Source organism: Pantoea dispersa, from assembly GCF_019890955.1.
GTDB lineage: Bacteria > Pseudomonadota > Gammaproteobacteria > Enterobacterales > Enterobacteriaceae > Pantoea > Pantoea dispersa.
Genome location: NZ_CP082346.1, coordinates 3,053,293 through 3,071,500 on the forward strand (window position 1 = coordinate 3,053,293; position 18,208 = coordinate 3,071,500).

Below are 18,208 nucleotides of genomic sequence, written 5' to 3' on the forward strand. Positions count from 1 at the left end.
GCGAGCTCCTTGCATCAGGCAACAACAGAATAAGCCTGTGCAATAGCGCACAGGCGTAAACAATTATTTTATTTTCGGAACAATCGTCAGGCGTGAATCAGCTTTAGCGAATCATCTAATATTTTCGCGCCATTCATCATGCCGTAATCCATGCTATTAATCACAGTGATAGGCTTATTTAGCTGCTGCGCCAGCGGCTGGAAGTCCGCCAGTTTGTATTTAATCTGCGGCCCGAGCAGGCAACAGTCAAAGTTCGCGATCTGATCGTTAAACTCTTCAATGCCAACGGCTTTTATCTCAACCTCGACGCCCTTCTCTTTGGCGGCCTTCTCCATTTTCTGCACCACCATGCTGGTGGACATTCCGGCGGCGCAGCAGAGTAGAATCTTTGGCATCATTCAATCCTCAGTGTGGGGTTTAATTAACGAATACCCGCGCTAAAGATTTTCTGCAACCGGTTTCAGATTTGCGTTACGGATCTGTGAGAAATATCAAAAAGCGCACTGCAAATTTAATCGGGATGCAATAATAAACGGAAGAGATTATGTGAAAGTCGGGGAACAGTGGCGCGGCCAGACACAGCGCGCCACCGGGGGCAGATCGTCAGGAGATGGCGGAATCTTTTTGCTTGTCGGCTTCGAAGTGTGCCTTGAACTGTTCGTAGATGGAGATCATATTGGAAGCATCGCCGTGCAGCGGGCTCAGTTTACCGGCGCGCACCAGTTCGATGACCAGTTGCAGGGCGGCCTGTTTTGGGCTGCTGGCCGGATGGGCAATTTCATGAGACATCAGATATCACTCCTTATTGTTGTCAGTGCCGCACAGTTTAGCCCAGATTGTGCTGCTAATGGGCGTGGCGCTGGTTATCATCATTCTGTTCGGACAAAAAAGCCGCTCAGGCTGTTCATTGACGCCTGAGGCGTTTAGCTATACTGGATCAAAAAAAGGAACACACAGCCACACATTCCGTACCACGGGAATGGTGCAGAAGGAGTCGGTTATGTTGATTGGTTTTGTCTTGTTAGTGAGTGCCTGCGGCCACGATGCCTGTGATGCCCTGCCGGTGTCGGAGCGGATTTACCCCACGAAAGTGGCCTGCGAACAGATGGCCGATCGCATCCATAAAGTCCGGCCGAACGTGGTGCTGCTTTGTGGGGAAGTGCACCGTTAATTCGGTGCCAGTGTGTCATCAATTGCATAAAAAACAGCCAGACGGCATTGCAACCTGGGCCCGCAGCGTTCAAAATATAAGCTGCTTTACACTATTACAGTTGTGAATCCCATGAAAAAAACTCGCCCCCGTCGTCCCAACGGACGCTGGGTTTATTACATTTTGTATGACGGCATTCTCTGGCCCTGTCCGGTGCGCTGGGAGTGGGAGAGCGGCTTCGGCGGCTGGCTGCCGTTTTACTATTCGCCCACCTTTGAATTTGTCGCGGGCGATCCGCGCAAGGCCTACCGCATTGCGCGCAGCAGCGTGCGCAATCTGCGCCAGCATGAGCATGACGGCGAATATGCCTGAGGCGTCAGAACTGCCATGGCAGCCACGAGGCCGTCAGCAGGTAGTGCACCAGTTCCAGCACCAGAATAATCATCACCAGCACCCCGAGCTTGTGGCGGCATACCCAATCCTTTAGCCCCATATCATCGCCGCCCAGCGAATCAGCATCAGCGCGCCGCAGATGCACAGCAACACCACAATCATCTTCCAGTGTTTTGTCGCAGCCAGTTTTTTTGCCACGTCTCCTCCAGACAGCAGAAAGCAACGATGCGCCCGCAGGCGCATCGCATAGTCTACCGCTGGTCACCCGTGAGGGCGATTAATTATTCAGCGTATAGTCGAGGGTGATTTCGGCATTCAGCACCTGAGACACCGGGCAGCCGGCTTTGGCTTTCTGAATGATTTCATCAAATTTGGCATCATCGATGCCCGGCAGCGCAATGGTGCTGTTGAGGGCAATTTTGGTGATGGCGAAGCCGTCGCCCTTTTTGTCCAGTGAAACATCGGCGGTGGTGTCGATGCTTTTCGGTGGATGACCGGCCTGGCCCAGCATCAGCGACAGCGCCATGGAGAAGCAGGCGGCGTGTGCCGCGCCAATCAGCTCTTCCGGATTGGTGCCCTTCTCGCCTTCAAAACGGGTGTTAAAACCGTATGGCTGGTTGCTGAGCACGCCGCTTTCAGTGCTAACCGTGCCTTTGCCTTTGATGTCGCCTTCCCAATGGGCCGATCCTTTCTTATGAATGGTCATGTCATTCCTCCTGTTAGTCAGACAGCTATTCAGTATAGACAAGAGCCGGCGCTTTGCCTGGCTTAGCGCACCGCGTGCGGGCGCGCCGGGCTGAGTCCGGCTTCGCTCAGCAGCGCATTCGCCTGCACCAGCGAATCCTGGGTGATGTCCGCAATGGTTTTCGCGCCGGTCAGCGTCATCGCCACCCTCATCTCTTTCTCAACCAGACTCAGCAGATTCTCCACGCCGCGCTGGCCGTGCGTCGCCAGCGCATAGATAAACGCGCGTCCCAGCAGCACGCTGTCAGCCCCCAGCGCAATCATGCGCACCACATCCAGCCCGTTACGAATGCCGCTGTCGGCCAGAATGGTGATGTCGCCCTTTACCGCGTCGGCGATGGCCGGCAGCGCGCGCGCCGACGACAGCACGCCATCCAGCTGACGTCCGCCGTGGTTGGAGACCACGATGCCATCGGCGCCAAAACGCACCGCATCGCGCGCATCTTCCGGGTCGAGAATGCCTTTGATCACCATCGGCCCTTCCCAGAATTCGCGAATCCACTCCAGATCCTGCCACGAGATCGACGGGTCGAAATTGTTCGCCAGCCAGCCGATATAATCTTCCAGTCCGGTAGGGTTACCAAGGTACGTGGAGATATTGCCGAGATCGTGCGGACGCCCGTGCAGCCCGACGTCCCATGCCCACTGCGGATGGGTGACCGCCTGCCAGTAACGGCGCAGCGCGGCATGCGGGCCGCTCATGCCGGAGTGCGCATCGCGGTAGCGCGCGCCCGGCGTCGGCATATCGACGGTGAACACCAGCGTCGAGCAGCCTGCCGCTTTGGCCCGCTCCAGCGCGTTACGCATAAAGCCGCGATCGCGCAGCACATACAGCTGAAACCACATCGGACGGTTAATCGCCGGTGCCACCTCTTCTATCGGGCACAGCGACACCGTCGACAGGGTAAACGGAATGCCGCGATTGGCTGCCGCACGCGCCGCCTGCACTTCACCGCGTCGCGCGTACATGCCGCACAGGCCGACCGGCGCCAGCGCCACCGGCATCGACAATGTTTCATTAAACAGCCGCGTTTCCAGACTCAGCTCAGCCATGTTTTTCAGCACGCGCTGGCGCAGCGCCACGTCAGAGAGATCGGCCACGTTGCGCTTCAGGGTATGTTCTGCGTAGGCTCCGCCGTCCAGATAGTGAAACAGGAATGGCGGCAGGATACGTTGCGCCGCGGCGCGATAGTCACTGGCAGCAGAAATAATCATCAGTTGTCTTCCTTACGGGTAGCCTGCGTGGCGCCCGGTAACCGCGTGATGCGGGCCTGGCGCGCTTCGTCTTCATGCAGCGTTTTCATGGTGGTGTGAACAAAGCCGAGGTGATCCATCGCCGCCTGACGCGCCGCGTCGGCGTCGCCCGCCATCACCGCATCGAACATCGCCTGATGCTGGGCGTTGAGCTGGTTGAAGATCACCGGCTGGGTGTACATACGCTGGCGGCTGTGCAGCACGGAGGATTGCAGCAGATCAAAAAATCCGCGCATGGTCTGCAGTAGCACCAGATTATGCGAGGCTTCGGCAATGGCGAGGTGGAAGCGCAGATCCGCCTGCGCGGCCAGTTCGGGATCGTCGCAGTCGTTCATTTGTATCAGCGCGTCAAAGGCATAGCGCAGCCGCTCTTTATCCGCCTCGGTGGCGCGTTGCGCGGCGTGCCAGGCGGTGCTGGCCTCAATCGCGTGGCGCGCCTCAAGAATATCCCAGCGGTAGTCAGGATCGGCGGCCAGCAACTGACGAATCGGCTCGACGATGCGCTGTTCTGACCACGGCTCCTGCGGCTCGCACAGCCAGGTACCGCCGCCGCGTTTACTGATCAGCACGCCACTGCTGATCAGCTGCTGGATGGCCTCACGCACCGACGAGCGCGACACGCCGAAGCGGGCGGCCAGCGCACGCTCCGAAGGTAAACGCATGCCGGGTTTCAGCTGATGCTCTTCAATCCAGGCGCCAAGACGCGCGCGCAGCGTATCCGCCAGCCGCGGTGTGGGTTCAGTCATGGAATCATCCAGGTAAAGACATACGCCTGCAGCGTGGTGATCACGCCGACCATACAGGTAAAAATCAGGCTGTGTTTAACGGTAAACCGGAACAGATCGGACTCGCGCCCCACCAGCCCCACGGCGGCGCAGGCGATGGCGATCGACTGCGGCGAAATCATTTTACCGGTGACGCCACCGGTGGTATTGGCGGCCACCAGCAGCACATCCGACACTCCAATCTGCTGTGCGGTGGTCGCCTGCAGCGCGGCGAACAGCGCGTTGGAAGAGGTATCGGAGCCGGTCAGAAAGACGCCCAGCCAGCCGAGGAACGGCGAGAAGAAGGTGAAGGCCTGGCCGGTGTGCGCCAGCGCCAGGGCCAGCGTGGCCGACAGCCCGGAGTAGTTTGAGATGAACGCAAAGGCCAGCACCATGCCGATGGAATAGATCGGCAGCGCCAGTTCCTTCAGGGTTTCGCCAAAGGTGCGCAGCGCCGCCGCCGGCTTCATACGCAGGAAAATCACCGAAATCACCGCCGCCAGCAGAATCGCAGTGCCGGTGGCGGAGACCACGTCAAATTTGAACAGCGCCGCATACGGCGTTGCTGCGCTCACTACCGGCGGCATGCGTGCCACCAGCTCGTGCAGCAGCGGCACTGGCACGCTAAACACCCAGTCATACAGCGCGCCGCCTTTAGCGAACAGCGCTTTAAACGGCGGAATACTCCACAGCGTTACGGTCGCGGTAAGGAACAGGAACGGCATCCAGGCACGCACAATCTGCCCCAGCGTGTAGCGTTGCGTCCCTGAGGGCGCAGCCTCTGGCGCGGGCTCTTTAAAGCGGAAGATGCGCACCGGCTGCCAGCGGCGCAGAAACAGCGTCAGGCAGATCAGCGAAGCCAGCGACGAAATGATGTCCGGCAGCTCCGGGCCAAGGAAGTTAGAGCTGAGGTACTGGGCGATGGCAAACGAGCCGCCGGCCACCATCACCGCCGGCCAGGTCTCTTTGATGCCGCGCCAGCCATCCATGATCGCCATGATCCAGAACAGCACGATGAGGGTGAGAAACGGCAGCTGGCGTCCCGCCATCTGGCCAATCTGGAAGCTGTCCAGCCCGGTGACCTGACCGGCGACGATGATCGGAATCCCCATCGCGCCGAATGCCACCGGCGCGGTGTTGACGATCAGGCACAGGCCGGCGGCATAGAGCGGGTTAAAGCCCAGCCCGACCAGCAGTGCGGCGGTGATCGCCACCGGTGCCCCAAAGCCTGCCGCGCCCTCTAAAAACGCGCCAAACGAGAAGCCGACGATCAGCATCTGCAAACGCTGGTCTGGCGTGATGGAGAGAATCGAGGCGCGAATGATATCGAACTGGCCGGTTTTCACCGAGATCTTGTAGACAAACACCGCCGCCACGATGATCCAGGCAATCGGCCACAGGCCGTATAAAAAACCATACGCCACCGACGCCAGCGCCTGGGGCACCGGCATGCCGTACAGCAACAGCGCCACCAGCAGCGCCAGCACCACGGTGATCGTACCGGCCTGATAGCCCTTCAGCTTGAGCTTAATCAGCGCGAAGAAGAAAAAAACAATCGGGATCACCGCCACCAGGCTGGATAGCCACAAATTGTTGAGCGGATCGTAGTTTTGTTGCCACACCTGCATGCCGTTTCTCCAGAGGTCACCAGAGGGATGCGGCGCATCGGCAAAAGCAGGCGTGCGCCGCAGATTGTTGCCCGGTTCCGCACCACAATTGGTAGGACCACATTGCGGCTGACGGGCTTTCTGGCTCCAGATAGTTAATGCATTGTTAACCCAAAGCAACGCGGCAGGCGTGATTTTTCGTGTTATGTGACCATGTGGCTACATTTTTATAACATTGGTAGGACCAATTAGCGTACAGCAGAACCAAAGGCGCGTGCATAGCTGCGCGGGTGAAAGCGCAGATTGAGCCCGATCAGCCCCAGCGTCACGACGCCCTGCATCAGCCAGACGCTGGCAAAGCTGTGGGTGAGCACCTGCAACTGACCGGCAATAAACGGCATGCAGCCGGCGATGATGAATCCTGCGCCCTGCATGAAGGCCACCAGCCGCGCGCCTGCCTGCGGCTGCGGCAGATGATCGAGCGCCAGCACCATCGCCAGCGGGAACGCGGCACCGAGACCGAAGCCGGCGATGGCGGCCCACAGCCACGGCGCCAGCAGTGGCGCAAAAAGAAACCCGCTCATCCCGGCCAGCTGGCACAGCAGACTGACAATCAGCTGCGGACGGCGATCGGCACCGCGCGCGAGCAGCGGCATCAGCAGCGCGCCGGCAACCTGGCTCAGAATCATCACGCCCAGCAGCGAGCCGCCGGCCTGCGCCGACCAGCCCAGCCGGTGATACGCATCCGGCAGCCAGGCCACGCAGGTGGCATAGCCGCCATTGACCAGGCCAAAGCTCAGCGCCAGCGACCAGGCGCGCGGCTTACGCCACAGCGGCGGCAGCGTTACCTGCGCGGCATCCGGCGCGGCAGGCACGCGCACCCGTAGCCACAGCAGGATAGCCAGCAGCACCGGCAGCGCCCAGCCGCTGAGCGCCAGCGGTACGCCAAGCTGCGCGCTGAGCCACGGCGACAGCGCCGCGCCCAGTCCGCCGCCGCCCATCAGTGCGCCCGCCCACAGCCCGGTGACCGCCGCGCTGCGCCGGCTAAAACGCTGACGAATCAGTCCCGGCATCGCCATCTGCACCACGCCGACGCCGATGCCGGCGAACAGCGCGCTGAGCACCAGCCCGCTGCCACTGTCGATCACGCCGCGCGCTGCCAGCGCCAGCAGCAATAGCGTCAGCCCGGCCAGCAGCAAGGGCTTTAAGGCCACGCGCTGCATCAGCCTGGCGCTGAACAGCGCCACCGCGCCCATCATCACCATCGGCACCGCCGGCAGCAGCGAGGCGGCCAGCCCTGACAAATGCAGGCTGTGGCGCAGCTGGCCCAGCAGTGGACTGACCGAGGTCAGCAGCGGGCGCATGTTCAGCCCGGCCAGCACCAGCGCAGCCAGCGTTAACGTATTGGCATGTCGGTTCATAACCCATCCTGCAGTGAAAAGGTTGTCAGCATCGCAGCAGACAGTACTATTTGGAAATGAAATAACACCATGATGGGCAGTGGATAAATGAATCGTCAGCCAATGTTTACGCCGCAGCAGCTATTGAGCTTTGTGGCGGTGTGCGAGACCGCCAGCTTTACCCGCGCCGCCGAGCGTGTGCATCTGTCGCAGTCGACAGTCAGTCAGCAGGTGCGGCGGCTGGAAGAGATGGTGGGTAAAGCGCTGTTACAGCGCACCTCACATCAGGTGGCGCTGACCGAAGAGGGAGAAAAATTGCTCGGCTACGCGCGGCGCATCATCGCCCTTAACGGCGAAGCGCACGATGTGCTGAGCGATAAGTGGCGCGACGGCATTGTGCGCATTGGCGTGCCGGAGGATTTTGCCGCCCCGACCGCCAGCCTGCTGGCCGGATTCAGCCGACAGCATCCGCAGCTGCGTCTTGACGTGATGAGCGGCATGTACGTCGATTTGCATCGCGCATGGCAGCGCGAAGAGCTGGATCTGATGCTGATCAAGCAGCCGGGCGGCGATCGCCCGCTGGCCGCCCGGCCCGAGCCACTGCTGTGGCTGGACAGTGCCGAACACCCCTGCTTTGACCAGACGCCGCTGCCGCTGGTAGTGTTTCCGCAGCAGGGGCTGTATCGCGAAGAGATGTGTCAGACGCTGGATGCGCTCGGCCGTAGCTGGCGCATCAGCTACAGCAGCGCCAGCCTGGTGGCCCTCGCCAGCGCCAGCGCCGCCGGTCTCGGCCTGACGCTGCTGCCCGCCAGCTGCCGCCTGCCCGGTCACCGCGTGCTGGGCAGCGCTGAGGGATTACCAGTGATCAGCCATTTTGAGCTGGCGCTGTTCTGCCGTAAGCCGCAGGATGCGCTGCAGCAGGCACTGGCCGCTGCGCTGGTGCAATTCTGCCAGCTACAGTGGCAGTGATTTTTCCACTGCCAGGCAGTGGGAAATATCGCAGCGTGGCGGCGTCGGTTTTGCCAGATTAGGTTTTTTCCTTTTGCCTGGAGTTTCCGATGCCTCTGACCGCTTCCAGCCGACGTGATTTTCTCAGCCACGGCGTGCGCCTTACTGCCGCAGGCAGCCTGATGATGGCTGGCATGAGCAGCGCCGCCCGCCCCGACACACCGCCGGTCTCGTCCACCCCGCCGCCTGCCGTGGCGCACTGTCAGCTGCTGAATGTGCGCCTCGAAGAGGGATTTGAGCGCGACGGCGCGGAGATTGTCGCCACCCGCACCGCGCTGTACGACATCACCATTAAAGAAGGCAAGTTCAGCGCCATTAGCGCCGCCGGCCAGGCGCGCCAGCCTGCCGTGCCGCAGTGGGATGCTGGCGGTGCGCTGCTGCTGCCGCGCACGCGGGACATGCATATCCATCTGGATAAAACCTTCTACGGCGGACCGTGGCAGGCACCGCGTCCGCGGCAGGGCAAGACCATCATGGATATGATTGCGCGCGAGCAGGTGCTGATTCCCCAGCTGCTGCCAACCTCGCAGGCGCGCGCCGAAGCGCTGATTGGCCTGCTGCAAAGCAAAGGCAGCACCGAAGCGCGTAGCCACTGCAACATCGATCCGGTCAGTGGCCTGAAAAGTCTCGAACATCTGCAAATGGCGCTAGCCAACCATCCGGCGTTTCGCTGTGAGATCGTCGCCTTTCCGCAGCATGGTTTGCTGCATTCGCAGGTCGATGGTCTGATGCGTGAGGCGATGCAGCTCGGCGTGCAGTATGTCGGTGGGCTGGATCCCACCAACGTGGATGGTGCCATGCAGGCTTCGCTTGATGCGATGTTCCGCATCGCGCTCGACTACGATCGCGGCGTGGACATTCATCTGCATGAGACCAGCGCCGCCGGCGTGGCAGCCATTCAGTACATGATCGCCACCATCGCCCGTAATCCGCAGCTGAAAGGCAAAGTGACACTGAGCCACGGTTTCGCGCTCGCCACGCTGGAAGGTAAGGCGCTGGATGAGATTATCGCCGGCATGGCCGAACAGCAGATGAGCGTGGCGTCAACGATTCCGATTGGCAAGCTGACGATGCCATTGCCGCAGTTGCAGGCAGCGGGCGTGACGGTGATGACCGGCACCGACAGCGTGATCGATCACTGGTCGCCGTTCGGTACCGGCAGCATGCTGGAGAAAGCCAATCTGTATGCCCAGCTGTATCGCGGATCGGATGAGTTTGGCCTGAGCCGCGCGCTGCATATCGCCACCGGCGGCATTCTGCCGCTCGCCAATAGCGGTGAGCGCCAGTGGCCGCAGCTGCAGGATGAAGCCAGTATGATGCTGGTCGACGCCAGCTGCTCGGCGGAAGCCGTGGCGCGCATTGCGCCGGTGCGCGCTACGTTCCAGCGCGGCACGCCGGTATTCAGCGCCTGAAGGCGCATCGCAGCCAGCACCAGCACGCCAGACCCGGCCAGAAAAAAGCCTCCCGCAGGAGGCTTTGGAAGGTGACACCGGCGCGGCAAGCCCGATGATAATGCTGGATTTAAGACAACATCTGAATCGCCAGCGCATACAGGCGCTGGTGCTCATCGTCATTAACAGGCTCTTCTTCCGCATAACAGGCAATCATGGAGCTGACTTTATCGGAGGATAACGTCTCTCCATGCAGATGCAGCGTTAGCACGGCGCGGCCGACGATTTTCAGAACGTCTTCGTTTTGTCCCTGGACATAGTGACTCAATGAGGTGACCTCTGAAGTAATTATTAATTGCCAAATGGCGCGCTAAATATAAAGCAAAGCGGTTAGGATTTTTACTCAGATTTTCCGCGTAACAGGTAACATATAAGCGAAATCTTACTGAAAATAGCCGTAACATGCGGCGATATTGCCGCTTACCTGCCGCTAATATCATTTTTTCCCTCGAAAAAGCGTTTTTACCGTTCGTGCTGCCTGGTGTGAAATTCGGAACATTCATTAAAACTTTGCGATAGTTGCACCTCATCATTGACCTGACAAAGCGCAACGACTGACTAATTTCACAACGTGATTATTATCGCAATTGCCGTTGCCGATAGGCCGCCTTTCTGCCAGACTGGCCGCCGCTATTCCTGCTACTACCTGAGATGCTCCTGTGACTGCTTTTTCTACCCTGACGCAACTGCCTGCCAGCCAGCTCGACAACCTGCGCGAGATGGGCTTCGACGCCATGACGCCGATTCAGGCCGCTTCCCTGCCGGCCATCCTTAGCGGACGCGATGTGCGGGCGCAGGCGCAAACCGGCAGCGGCAAAACCGCCGCCTTCAGTATTGGCGTGCTGAACCGCATCGACAGCGGGCGTTTTCATACCCAGGCGCTGGTGCTGTGCCCGACGCGTGAACTGGCCGACCAGGTCAGCAACGTGCTGCGTCAGCTGGCGCGCTTCACCCGCAACATCAAGATCCTGACGCTGTGCGGCGGCCAGCCATTGAGTGCGCAGCGCGACTCGCTGGTGCACGCGCCGCATATTGTGGTCGGCACGCCGGGGCGCATCCTCGATCATCTCAAGCGTGACAATCTCGATTTAAGTCAGTTGCAGAGCCTGGTGCTGGACGAAGCCGATCGCATGCTGGAGATGGGTTTCCGCGACGATATGGAAGCTATCATTGGCTTTACGCCGGATTCGCGTCAGACGCTACTGTTCTCCGCCACCTGGCCCGATACCATTGCCAGCCTGAGTCAGCGCTTTCAGCGCGATGCGCTGGCAGTAGCGACCGAAGCGCAGTCGGAACTGCCAGCGATTGAGCAGCAGTTTATTGAAGCCAGCGCCAGCGAGCGTATCAACCTGCTCAGCGCCCTGCTCAGCCAGCAGCAACCGGCTTCCTGCGTGGTGTTCTGTAACACCAAACGGGAATGCGATGAAATTGCAGCCGCGCTCAACGATCGCCAGATCAGCGCGCTGGCGCTGCACGGCGATCTGGAACAGCGCGATCGCGAACGCGTGCTGATTCGCTTTGCCAACGGCAGCATCCGCGTGCTGATCGCCACCGACGTCGCCGCGCGCGGCCTCGACATTAAATCGCTGGCGCTGGTGGTTAACTTCCAGCTGGCGTGGGATCCGGAAGTGCACATTCACCGCATTGGCCGTACCGGCCGCGCCGGCGAACAGGGGCTGGCGGTCAGCTTTGTGGCGGCCGACGAAATGGTGCGCGCCCATGCGCTGGAAGATTACCTGCAGCAGAAGCTCAACTGGCAGCCGGCCAGCACGCTGAAAGGCAAAGGCGCACAGCCGCTGCCGGCGGCAATGATGACGCTGTGCATTGACGGTGGGCGTAAAGCCAAGATGCGTCCCGGCGATATTCTGGGCGCCCTGACCGGTGAAGCCGGTTTCAGCGGCGATCAGATCGGTAAAATCGATCTCACCCCGACCCATGCGTATGTCGCCATCGACGCCGCACAGGCGAAGAAAGCACTGATCAAGCTGAAAGAGGGCAAGATCAAAGGCAAAAGCGTGCGCGCGATTCTGCTGAAGTAACTGTCGTGAGCGTGAGGGCGATCGCCCTTACGCTAAATTTTCATCGCCCTTCCCTTCATTTTTTTCCTCCGCTGCCGATAAGTTAATCATGGCGCTATTGCCCTGCCCTTTACTCCGCCCAGATTCTGCCCCGAGGCCACAATGGATAATTTTCAGAAAGAGATCGATGAACGCGCCAACCTTGCGCTTTCTAACAAATTCGAACTGCTGCTGTTCCGGCTGGGTTCCGATCGGCTGAAAGGCAAGTCTGAGCTGTACGGCATCAACGTATTTAAACTGCGTGAAATTGTGCCAATGCCGACGATTACCCGCGCCGCCGGCATGAATTCACCGCTGCTCGGCATGGCCAGCATTCGCGGCCAGTTTATTCCGGTAATCGACCTGCCGGCAGTAACCGGTTGTAAACCGGAAACCGGCCTCAACCTGCTGCTGGTCACCGAATACGCGCGCAGCACCCAGGCATTTGCTGTGGAATCGGTGGAGAACATTGTGCGTCTCGACTGGAATCAGGTGCACACGGCGGAAGCAGGCATCGGCAGCCGTAACATCACCAGCATCGCCTGTCTGGACACCGACGGTCAGAGCAACAATCTGGCACTGGTGCTCGACGTCGAGCAGATTCTGTATGACATCATTCCGTCGGTGCGTGGCGTTGAGCCGAGCGAAGAGACGGCGAAGAATTTCAACCTTAAACCCGGCCAGGTAGCGATTGTTGCTGAAGACTCTAAAGTGGCGCGTCAGCTGCTGGAACAGGGGCTGAAAAGCATGGGCATTCCGGCCATCATGCACAATACCGGGCTTGAAGCGTGGATAAAAATCAGCGAGATGCAGAAAGAAGCACAGGCTAACGGCGAGTCGATTCACGACAAAATCGCGCTGGTGCTGACCGACCTCGAAATGCCGGAGATGGACGGCTTTACCCTGACGCGCAACATCAAGCGCGACGACGCGCTGCGGCAGATTCCGGTGGTGATTCACTCGTCGCTTTCCGGCAGCGCCAACGAAGATCACGTGCGCAAAGTGGGCGCTGACGGTTACGTCGCTAAGTTTGAAATCAACGAGCTTTCCAGCGTGATTTATCGCGTGCTGGAGAAGAAGCGCTAAGCGCTTGCCCCGATTATCCCCTCAGGCGCGATGTTCGCGCCTTTTTTATGCCCGCTCGCCAGCCTTCAGCAGCGTTACCGTAACGGCGTATTTATCCTGTCTTACTGATCTATTAATCGTCTGAGGTCACCATGAATGGTGACCCTACAGGGCCTCTGCGCGTTTTTTGCAGGGTGCAGTTTATTGCGCATTCCGCCACGGTGCGGAAAATGAAATGCGCGATGAATCGCGCCGCTACGGTTTGTGCGACGGGATAATGCAGATATCGCATCCGCAATGAATCATGATGGCGCGACGTGTCACGCAGATATCCCTTTCATAGGATGTCGCTGATAACCGCACGGGTAACGGATATTCCTGCCATGTGATGCCGCTGATAACCGCACGGGTGGTAGCGGCGCAATTTATTGCGCATTCCGCCATGGTGCGGGACATGAAATGCGCGATGAATCGCGCCGCTACGGTTTGTGCGACGGGATAATGCAGATATCCCATCCGCAATGAATCATGATGGCGCGACGTGTCACGCAGATATTCCTTCCATGTGATGCCGCTGATAACCGCACGGGTGGTAGCGGCGCGATTTTTTGCGCATTCCCCACGGTGCTGGAAATGAAATGCGCGATGAATCGCGCCGCTACGGTTTGTGCGACGGGATAATGCAGATATCCCATCCGCCTCTGCGCGTTTTTGTAGGGTGCGCAATTTGGTACGACCGGGCACATGGGTAACAGATCAGACCGGGCACACAGGTAACACTTTTTGTGGTCAGTCGATCCGGATAATACGCTTTTCTGCCCGGTCATAATACGCAAGGATGAGCCTGTCGAAGAGGATGACGTCAATGCCGTCGTCCACTTCCAGGAACCGCACGTATTCCCCCCGTAACGCCGCGCTCAGGAAGGTTCGCCCGTTCAGCCTCAGGTCGCCTTTTTCACCGACTTTGTACAGCTTCGCCCCCTCCGGATAGCCCACCTCCGGCACTTTTCCGTCCCATCTTCGCGGTGAAGGCGTCCATATTTTCGCGGGCGGCTGCTGCCCGTGCGCCTCATGCGGCTTTTCCTGATTGAACTCGTTCCGCCATCCGCTGCACCACGCCTGCTGCTCCGGCAGCGAGCCAAAGACGTCGTGGTGGCTCATGGCGACCTTCAGCGACCGGTGCATCCGCTCGTGGCGGGCGTTCTGCCCCGGACAGCCCGGCGCGGTTCTTTCCGGCTGTATCCCCAGCTTTATCAGCCACACGCTCAGCTGCGTCAGCGCGAGAATGCCCGGCGCAACGAAGGGCGAGCCGTTGTCGGTGCGGATAACGTCGGGCAGCCCGCCTTCCAGGAAGGCCCTTTCCATGCAGCCGCGCACGAACACCGTGGTCTCCGACGTGCCCGGCTCGCAGGACAGCAGGTAGCGGCTGTGGTTATCGGTAAGCGTGAAGGGGCGGCACCAGCTGCCGTCTTTCAGGCGGAAGCGCCCTTTAAAATCAGCGCTCCAGACGTGGTTATTCCTCACGGGCGTCGTGAGGCTGCGCAGGTTGCCCGGCGTTCGCTTGCGCGGCGTCCGCGGCTGAACCATTCCCGCCGCCTTCAGCAGGTCGCCGATAGTGCTGGCGGCAGGGACGCTGAAGTCAGCGCCGTTGCTGAGGAACCAGTGGCGGATTTTTTTTGGCCCCCAGTCGGGGTGCTGCTGGCGGAACTGAACGAGGCGCGCGGTGATGTCGGGGGCGATTTTATCGGGCTGGAGATGGCGGGCGCGGGAGAGATTTTCAAGCGAGGAGAGCTCGCCGGGGTTAAAGCGGCTGAGCCACTTGTAGCCGGTTTTGCGGCTGATGCCGTGGCGGTGACACAGCTGCGTCATGGATTCCCCGCCTGCCTGGCAGGCGAGGATGAATTCAAGGCGTTGCATGGTAACAGTCTCAGTCCAGGGCATAGTGAGTCTCCTCTGCTATGCCGTTTATAACTGTTACCCATGTGCCCGGTCTAAAGTGTTACCTATGTGGCCGGTTTGTACCATTTTGCGCACCGACATAGGCCGTGATGCCACCTAATTACGACCAGTGATTAATCAACCTTAAGCCCTCTTAACCGTTTTGTGACGAATCCCTAAAAAATTAAAGTTAAAACATTAGCAACCGATAACTTTAGCGCCTGCGCTGGTGGCGCCAGACCCGTCTCGCCGCAACGGCAAAAAATCTTTCCTTTATACATCATTGACATATTGCAGACCCGTCGTCTGCGTTTCCGTTTTAACACAACAGCATTCTGGCATTGCGGGGAGATCCAATGTTGAGCTTAAAGAATATGAAGGTCGGCGTCCGCCTGGGCATCGCCTTTGGTTTAGTGGTGGCACTACTGGTGGTGATTGGTATCACCTCAATCATGAAGATCAACAACATCAAGAGCGGCATTACCTCGATTGTGGAAGATCGCTATGTAAAAGTGCGGCTCGGCTTTGACGTGCGCGATGGCGTCAACGATCAGATCAAATACCTGCGCGGCATCGTCATCGATACCACCCGACCGCAGTTTAACGTGCAGCGCTTTCAGCAGCTGGCAGACGCCACCGCCCGCACCAATGCGGCGATGAAGAAGATCGAAGCGATTCAGATTACCGCCGTAGGCAAAAAGAAAATTGCCAGCCTGCTGGCTGCCAGTCAGCAGTTTGAACAGCAGAAAAATGAGGTACTGGATCTGGTGCGGGCCGGTAAAGCCGATGACGCCAGCTACTACGTATTGAAAAAAATTACCGCCGTGCAAAATGCCTACCTCGACCTGGCGGTGGCGTTTGCTGATTCCCAGTCCTCGCAGCTCCAGCAGGAAGGCGCCGGCATTATTGATGATGGCACCACGGCGATTGAAGTTACGCTGGTGTTCTCCGCGCTCGCCATTCTCGCTGCCGTGGTGATGGGCTGGCTGCTGACCCGTTCGATTGTGCATCCCCTAAATGAAGCGGTGACCATCGCCAGCAAAGTGGCTGCCGGCGATCTTAGCTCGCGCATTGAAATACGCAGCAAAGATGAAACGGGCGCGCTGATGCAGGCTCTGCAGGCAATGAACGATAACCTGCTGACCATTGTTTCCGATGTACGCGCCGGCTCCGACACCATCGCCGTGGCGTCCAACCAGATCTCCAGCGGCAACATCGATCTCTCTTCGCGCACTGAACAGCAGGCCAGCTCGCTGGAAGAGACGGCGTCCGCGATGGAGCAGATGACCGCTACCGTGAAGCACAACGCCGACAATGCGCGCGAAGCCAACTCGCTGGTGGCGAAAACCTCCGGCGTCGCCAAAGAAGGCGGTGAAGTGATGGAGCAGGTGATTGTGAAGATGGAGGCGATTGCCCTCTCCTCGAAGAAGATTGTCGACATCATCAGCGTGATCGACTCTATCGCCTTCCAGACCAACATCCTGTCGCTCAACGCGGCGGTCGAAGCGGCGCGCGCCGGTGAACAGGGTCGCGGATTTGCCGTTGTCGCTACCGAAGTGCGTAACCTGGCGCAGCGTTCTGCCTCCGCGGCGAAAGAGATCAAAGTGCTGATTGAAGACTCGGTGGCGAAGGTGGATGAAGGCAGCCGTCTGGTGACGCACGCCGGTTCAACCATTGGTGAGGTGGTCAACAGCGTAAGCAGCGTAGCGGAGATCATGAGCGAAATCACCATCGCCAGCAGCGAACAGAGCAGCGGCATCAGTGAAATCAATCAGGCCATTACGCAGATGGAAGCGGTGACACAGCAGAACGCCGCGCTGGTACAGGAAGCGTCCGCTGCGTCTCAGGCGCTGCAGGAACAGGCCGACCGTCTGGCGCAGTCGATGAGCGTGTTTAAAACCGCTGCGGTTTAAAACAGACAGCCCCGTTCTGCATGCGTCAGACGGGGCCGTTCAGTGTCGCTGGCGTTGTCATGGCGGTGCGCATCGGGTCCGGCGCACCGCGTCCTGCTGTTAATTCATCAGCGAATAAGCGATGGATGAAATCGCCAGAATCCCCACCAGCGCCACAAACAGGTTGCTGATTTTGCCGCTGTACTGGCGCATCGCCGGGACTTTATGAATAGCGTACATCGGCATCAGGAACAGAATCATCGCAATCACCGGCCCGCCCAGCGTCTCAATCATGCCGAGAATGCTCGGGTTCAGAGTAGCAACCAGCCAGGTGGTCAGCAGCATAAACAGCGTGGTCAGGCGATTCATTTTCTGCGGCGTGATGGTTTTGCCGCGGCTGCGCAGCGACTTCGCCACCATGCCGTTGAAGCCTTCACGCGCGCCCAGATAGTGGCCGAGGAACGATTTGGTGATCGCCACGATGGCGACAATCGGCCCCATCCAGGCAATCATCGGCACGTTAAAGTGGTTCGCCAGATAGGACAGAATGGTGATGTTCTGCGCCTTTGCTGCCTGTAAATCGGCGGGCGACAGGCTCAGCACGCAGCTGAACACAAAGAACATCACGGTCACCACCATCATCAGATGGGCGCTGGCCAGAATGCGTGAACACTTCTTCTCCGCGCCGGCGCCATACTCGGCGCGTTTCGCCACGGCAAAAGACGAGATAATCGGCGAATGGTTGAAGGAGAACACCATCACCGGAATCGCCAGCCACAGCGTCATCCAGATACTGCTGTCGCTGCCGCTTTGCGCAAACGATAAGGTCTCCAGCGCCGCGCCGTGCCAGTGCGGCACCAGATACGCAGCCAGCAGCATCAGCACCGCCACAAATGGAAACACCAGCACGCTCATCGCTTTGACAATCATCTGCTCGCCGAAGCGCACCACCGTCATCATGCCAGCAATCAAAATCAGCGACAGCAGCGCACGCGGCGGCGATACCAGCCCGAGCTGGTGCACAATAAAGCTGTCCACGGTATTGGTGATCGCTACGCTGTACATCAGCAGGATCGGGTAGATGGCAAAGAAGTAGAGCAGCGTGATGATCTTACCGGCGCCGACACCGAAATGCTCTTCCACTACGTCCGTGATATCCGCACCGGGATTTTTGCCGGAGAGCACAAAGCGCGTCAGCGCACGGTGCGCAAAGAAGGTCATCGGGAAGGCGAGAATCGCCATGATGAGTAATGGAATCAGCCCGCCCGCGCCGGCGTTAATCGGCAGAAACAGCACCCCTGCGCCAATCGCGGTGCCGTACAGGCCCAGCATCCACACTGTATCACTCTTGCGCCAGCCGGTTGCTGCCGCCTCCACCGTACCGAGGGTACCGGTTTGTGAGTTATCCATCTGTCTCTCCAAAATTGTCTCAAATGCAGCCGGAACGACGGCTAAAAATTCGCGGCGGCCTGCAGCGTGCGGTCG

19 protein-coding genes are annotated in these 18,208 nt (G+C 59.2%); 7 read left to right on the forward strand and 12 right to left on the reverse strand.

What is annotated here, in order from left to right; all coding sequences use genetic code 11:
• Window positions 1-86 precede the first annotated feature (86 nt).
• Together K7H94_RS14380 and K7H94_RS14385 are read right to left on the reverse strand one after the other, a co-directional pair.
• The gene (locus K7H94_RS14380; RefSeq protein ID WP_031279665.1) at window positions 87-395 is read right to left on the reverse strand and encodes a PTS sugar transporter subunit IIB; all 309 of its coding nucleotides are present in this window, start codon (window positions 393-395) and stop codon (window positions 87-89) included.
• Between the two features lie 208 nt (window positions 396-603).
• Complete coding sequence (locus K7H94_RS14385) at window positions 604-789, reverse strand: hypothetical protein (protein ID WP_021507248.1); 186 nt, start codon at window positions 787-789, stop codon at window positions 604-606.
• Between the two features lie 58 nt (window positions 790-847).
• Between K7H94_RS14385 and K7H94_RS14390 the strand changes: the two genes are divergently transcribed.
• Complete coding sequence (locus K7H94_RS14390) at window positions 848-1,171, forward strand: hypothetical protein (RefSeq protein ID WP_222952069.1); 324 nt, start codon at window positions 848-850, stop codon at window positions 1,169-1,171.
• Between the two features lie 111 nt (window positions 1,172-1,282).
• Complete coding sequence (locus tag K7H94_RS14395; protein WP_021507249.1) at window positions 1,283-1,522, forward strand: hypothetical protein; 240 nt, start codon at window positions 1,283-1,285, stop codon at window positions 1,520-1,522.
• 111 nt (window positions 1,523-1,633) lie between these two features.
• Here K7H94_RS14395 and yniD read toward each other — a convergent pair whose 3' ends face one another.
• The 6 genes from yniD to K7H94_RS14420 all read right to left on the reverse strand — a co-directional run bounded on the left by yniD (window position 1,634) and on the right by K7H94_RS14420 (window position 7,333).
• The gene (gene yniD / locus K7H94_RS23015) at window positions 1,634-1,741 is read right to left on the reverse strand and encodes a small membrane protein YniD (protein ID WP_021507251.1); all 108 of its coding nucleotides are present in this window, start codon (window positions 1,739-1,741) and stop codon (window positions 1,634-1,636) included.
• Window positions 1,742-1,820: 79 nt separating this feature from the next.
• On the reverse strand, window positions 1,821-2,249 hold the full coding sequence (locus K7H94_RS14400; protein WP_021313986.1) for an OsmC family protein: 429 nt from the start codon (window positions 2,247-2,249) through the stop codon (window positions 1,821-1,823).
• A gap of 62 nt (window positions 2,250-2,311) precedes the next feature.
• Window positions 2,312-3,502, reverse strand: a complete 1,191-nt coding sequence (lldD, locus tag K7H94_RS14405; RefSeq protein ID WP_058769356.1) for an FMN-dependent L-lactate dehydrogenase LldD — start codon at window positions 3,500-3,502, stop codon at window positions 2,312-2,314.
• Window positions 3,502-4,287, reverse strand: coding sequence for a transcriptional regulator LldR (lldR, locus tag K7H94_RS14410; protein ID WP_222951228.1), 786 nt, complete (start codon window positions 4,285-4,287; stop codon window positions 3,502-3,504). Before lldR ends, lldD begins: the two co-directional genes overlap by 1 nt.
• On the reverse strand, window positions 4,284-5,933 hold the full coding sequence (gene lldP / locus K7H94_RS14415; protein ID WP_021507254.1) for an L-lactate permease: 1,650 nt from the start codon (window positions 5,931-5,933) through the stop codon (window positions 4,284-4,286). The genes lldR and lldP overlap by 4 nt, the downstream gene beginning before the upstream one ends.
• 227 nt (window positions 5,934-6,160) lie before the next feature.
• Window positions 6,161-7,333, reverse strand: a complete 1,173-nt coding sequence (locus K7H94_RS14420) for a cyanate transporter (protein WP_222951229.1) — start codon at window positions 7,331-7,333, stop codon at window positions 6,161-6,163.
• A gap of 87 nt (window positions 7,334-7,420) precedes the next feature.
• Between K7H94_RS14420 and K7H94_RS14425 the strand changes: the two genes are divergently transcribed.
• Entirely contained in the window at window positions 7,421-8,281 is an 861-nt protein-coding gene (locus K7H94_RS14425; protein ID WP_031279666.1) for a LysR family transcriptional regulator, read from the forward strand.
• Between the two features lie 89 nt (window positions 8,282-8,370).
• On the forward strand, window positions 8,371-9,732 hold the full coding sequence (locus tag K7H94_RS14430) for an amidohydrolase family protein (protein WP_222951230.1): 1,362 nt from the start codon (window positions 8,371-8,373) through the stop codon (window positions 9,730-9,732).
• A gap of 109 nt (window positions 9,733-9,841) precedes the next feature.
• Here K7H94_RS14430 and K7H94_RS14435 read toward each other — a convergent pair whose 3' ends face one another.
• On the reverse strand, window positions 9,842-10,039 hold the full coding sequence (locus K7H94_RS14435; protein WP_010618157.1) for a hypothetical protein: 198 nt from the start codon (window positions 10,037-10,039) through the stop codon (window positions 9,842-9,844).
• A gap of 391 nt (window positions 10,040-10,430) precedes the next feature.
• Here K7H94_RS14435 and dbpA point away from each other — a divergent pair, with 391 nt between their 5' ends.
• Together dbpA and K7H94_RS14445 are read left to right on the forward strand one after the other, a co-directional pair.
• Entirely contained in the window at window positions 10,431-11,810 is a 1,380-nt protein-coding gene (dbpA, locus tag K7H94_RS14440) for an ATP-dependent RNA helicase DbpA (RefSeq protein WP_222951231.1), read from the forward strand.
• 141 nt (window positions 11,811-11,951) lie between these two features.
• The gene (locus K7H94_RS14445) at window positions 11,952-12,914 is read left to right on the forward strand and encodes a chemotaxis protein (protein WP_021507259.1); all 963 of its coding nucleotides are present in this window, start codon (window positions 11,952-11,954) and stop codon (window positions 12,912-12,914) included.
• A 234-nt stretch (window positions 12,915-13,148) separates the two neighbouring features.
• Here the strand turns inward: K7H94_RS14445 and K7H94_RS14450 are convergent, their stop codons facing one another.
• Window positions 13,149-13,619 (reverse strand): hypothetical protein, encoded by a 471-nt coding sequence (locus K7H94_RS14450; RefSeq protein ID WP_222951232.1) that lies wholly within the window; start codon window positions 13,617-13,619, stop codon window positions 13,149-13,151.
• A gap of 63 nt (window positions 13,620-13,682) precedes the next feature.
• Window positions 13,683-14,810: a DDE-type integrase/transposase/recombinase gene (locus K7H94_RS14455; RefSeq protein WP_227746447.1), complete on the reverse strand. Its 1,128-nt coding sequence runs from the start codon at window positions 14,808-14,810 to the stop codon at window positions 13,683-13,685.
• A 377-nt stretch (window positions 14,811-15,187) separates the two neighbouring features.
• Between K7H94_RS14455 and K7H94_RS14460 the strand changes: the two genes are divergently transcribed.
• The gene (locus K7H94_RS14460; RefSeq protein WP_058758001.1) at window positions 15,188-16,744 is read left to right on the forward strand and encodes a methyl-accepting chemotaxis protein; all 1,557 of its coding nucleotides are present in this window, start codon (window positions 15,188-15,190) and stop codon (window positions 16,742-16,744) included.
• 99 nt (window positions 16,745-16,843) lie between these two features.
• On the opposite strand, the gene K7H94_RS14465 is transcribed toward K7H94_RS14460, so the two are convergent.
• Window positions 16,844-18,133 (reverse strand): HAAAP family serine/threonine permease, encoded by a 1,290-nt coding sequence (locus K7H94_RS14465; protein WP_222951233.1) that lies wholly within the window; start codon window positions 18,131-18,133, stop codon window positions 16,844-16,846.
• Window positions 18,134-18,208: the final 75 nt, after the last annotated feature.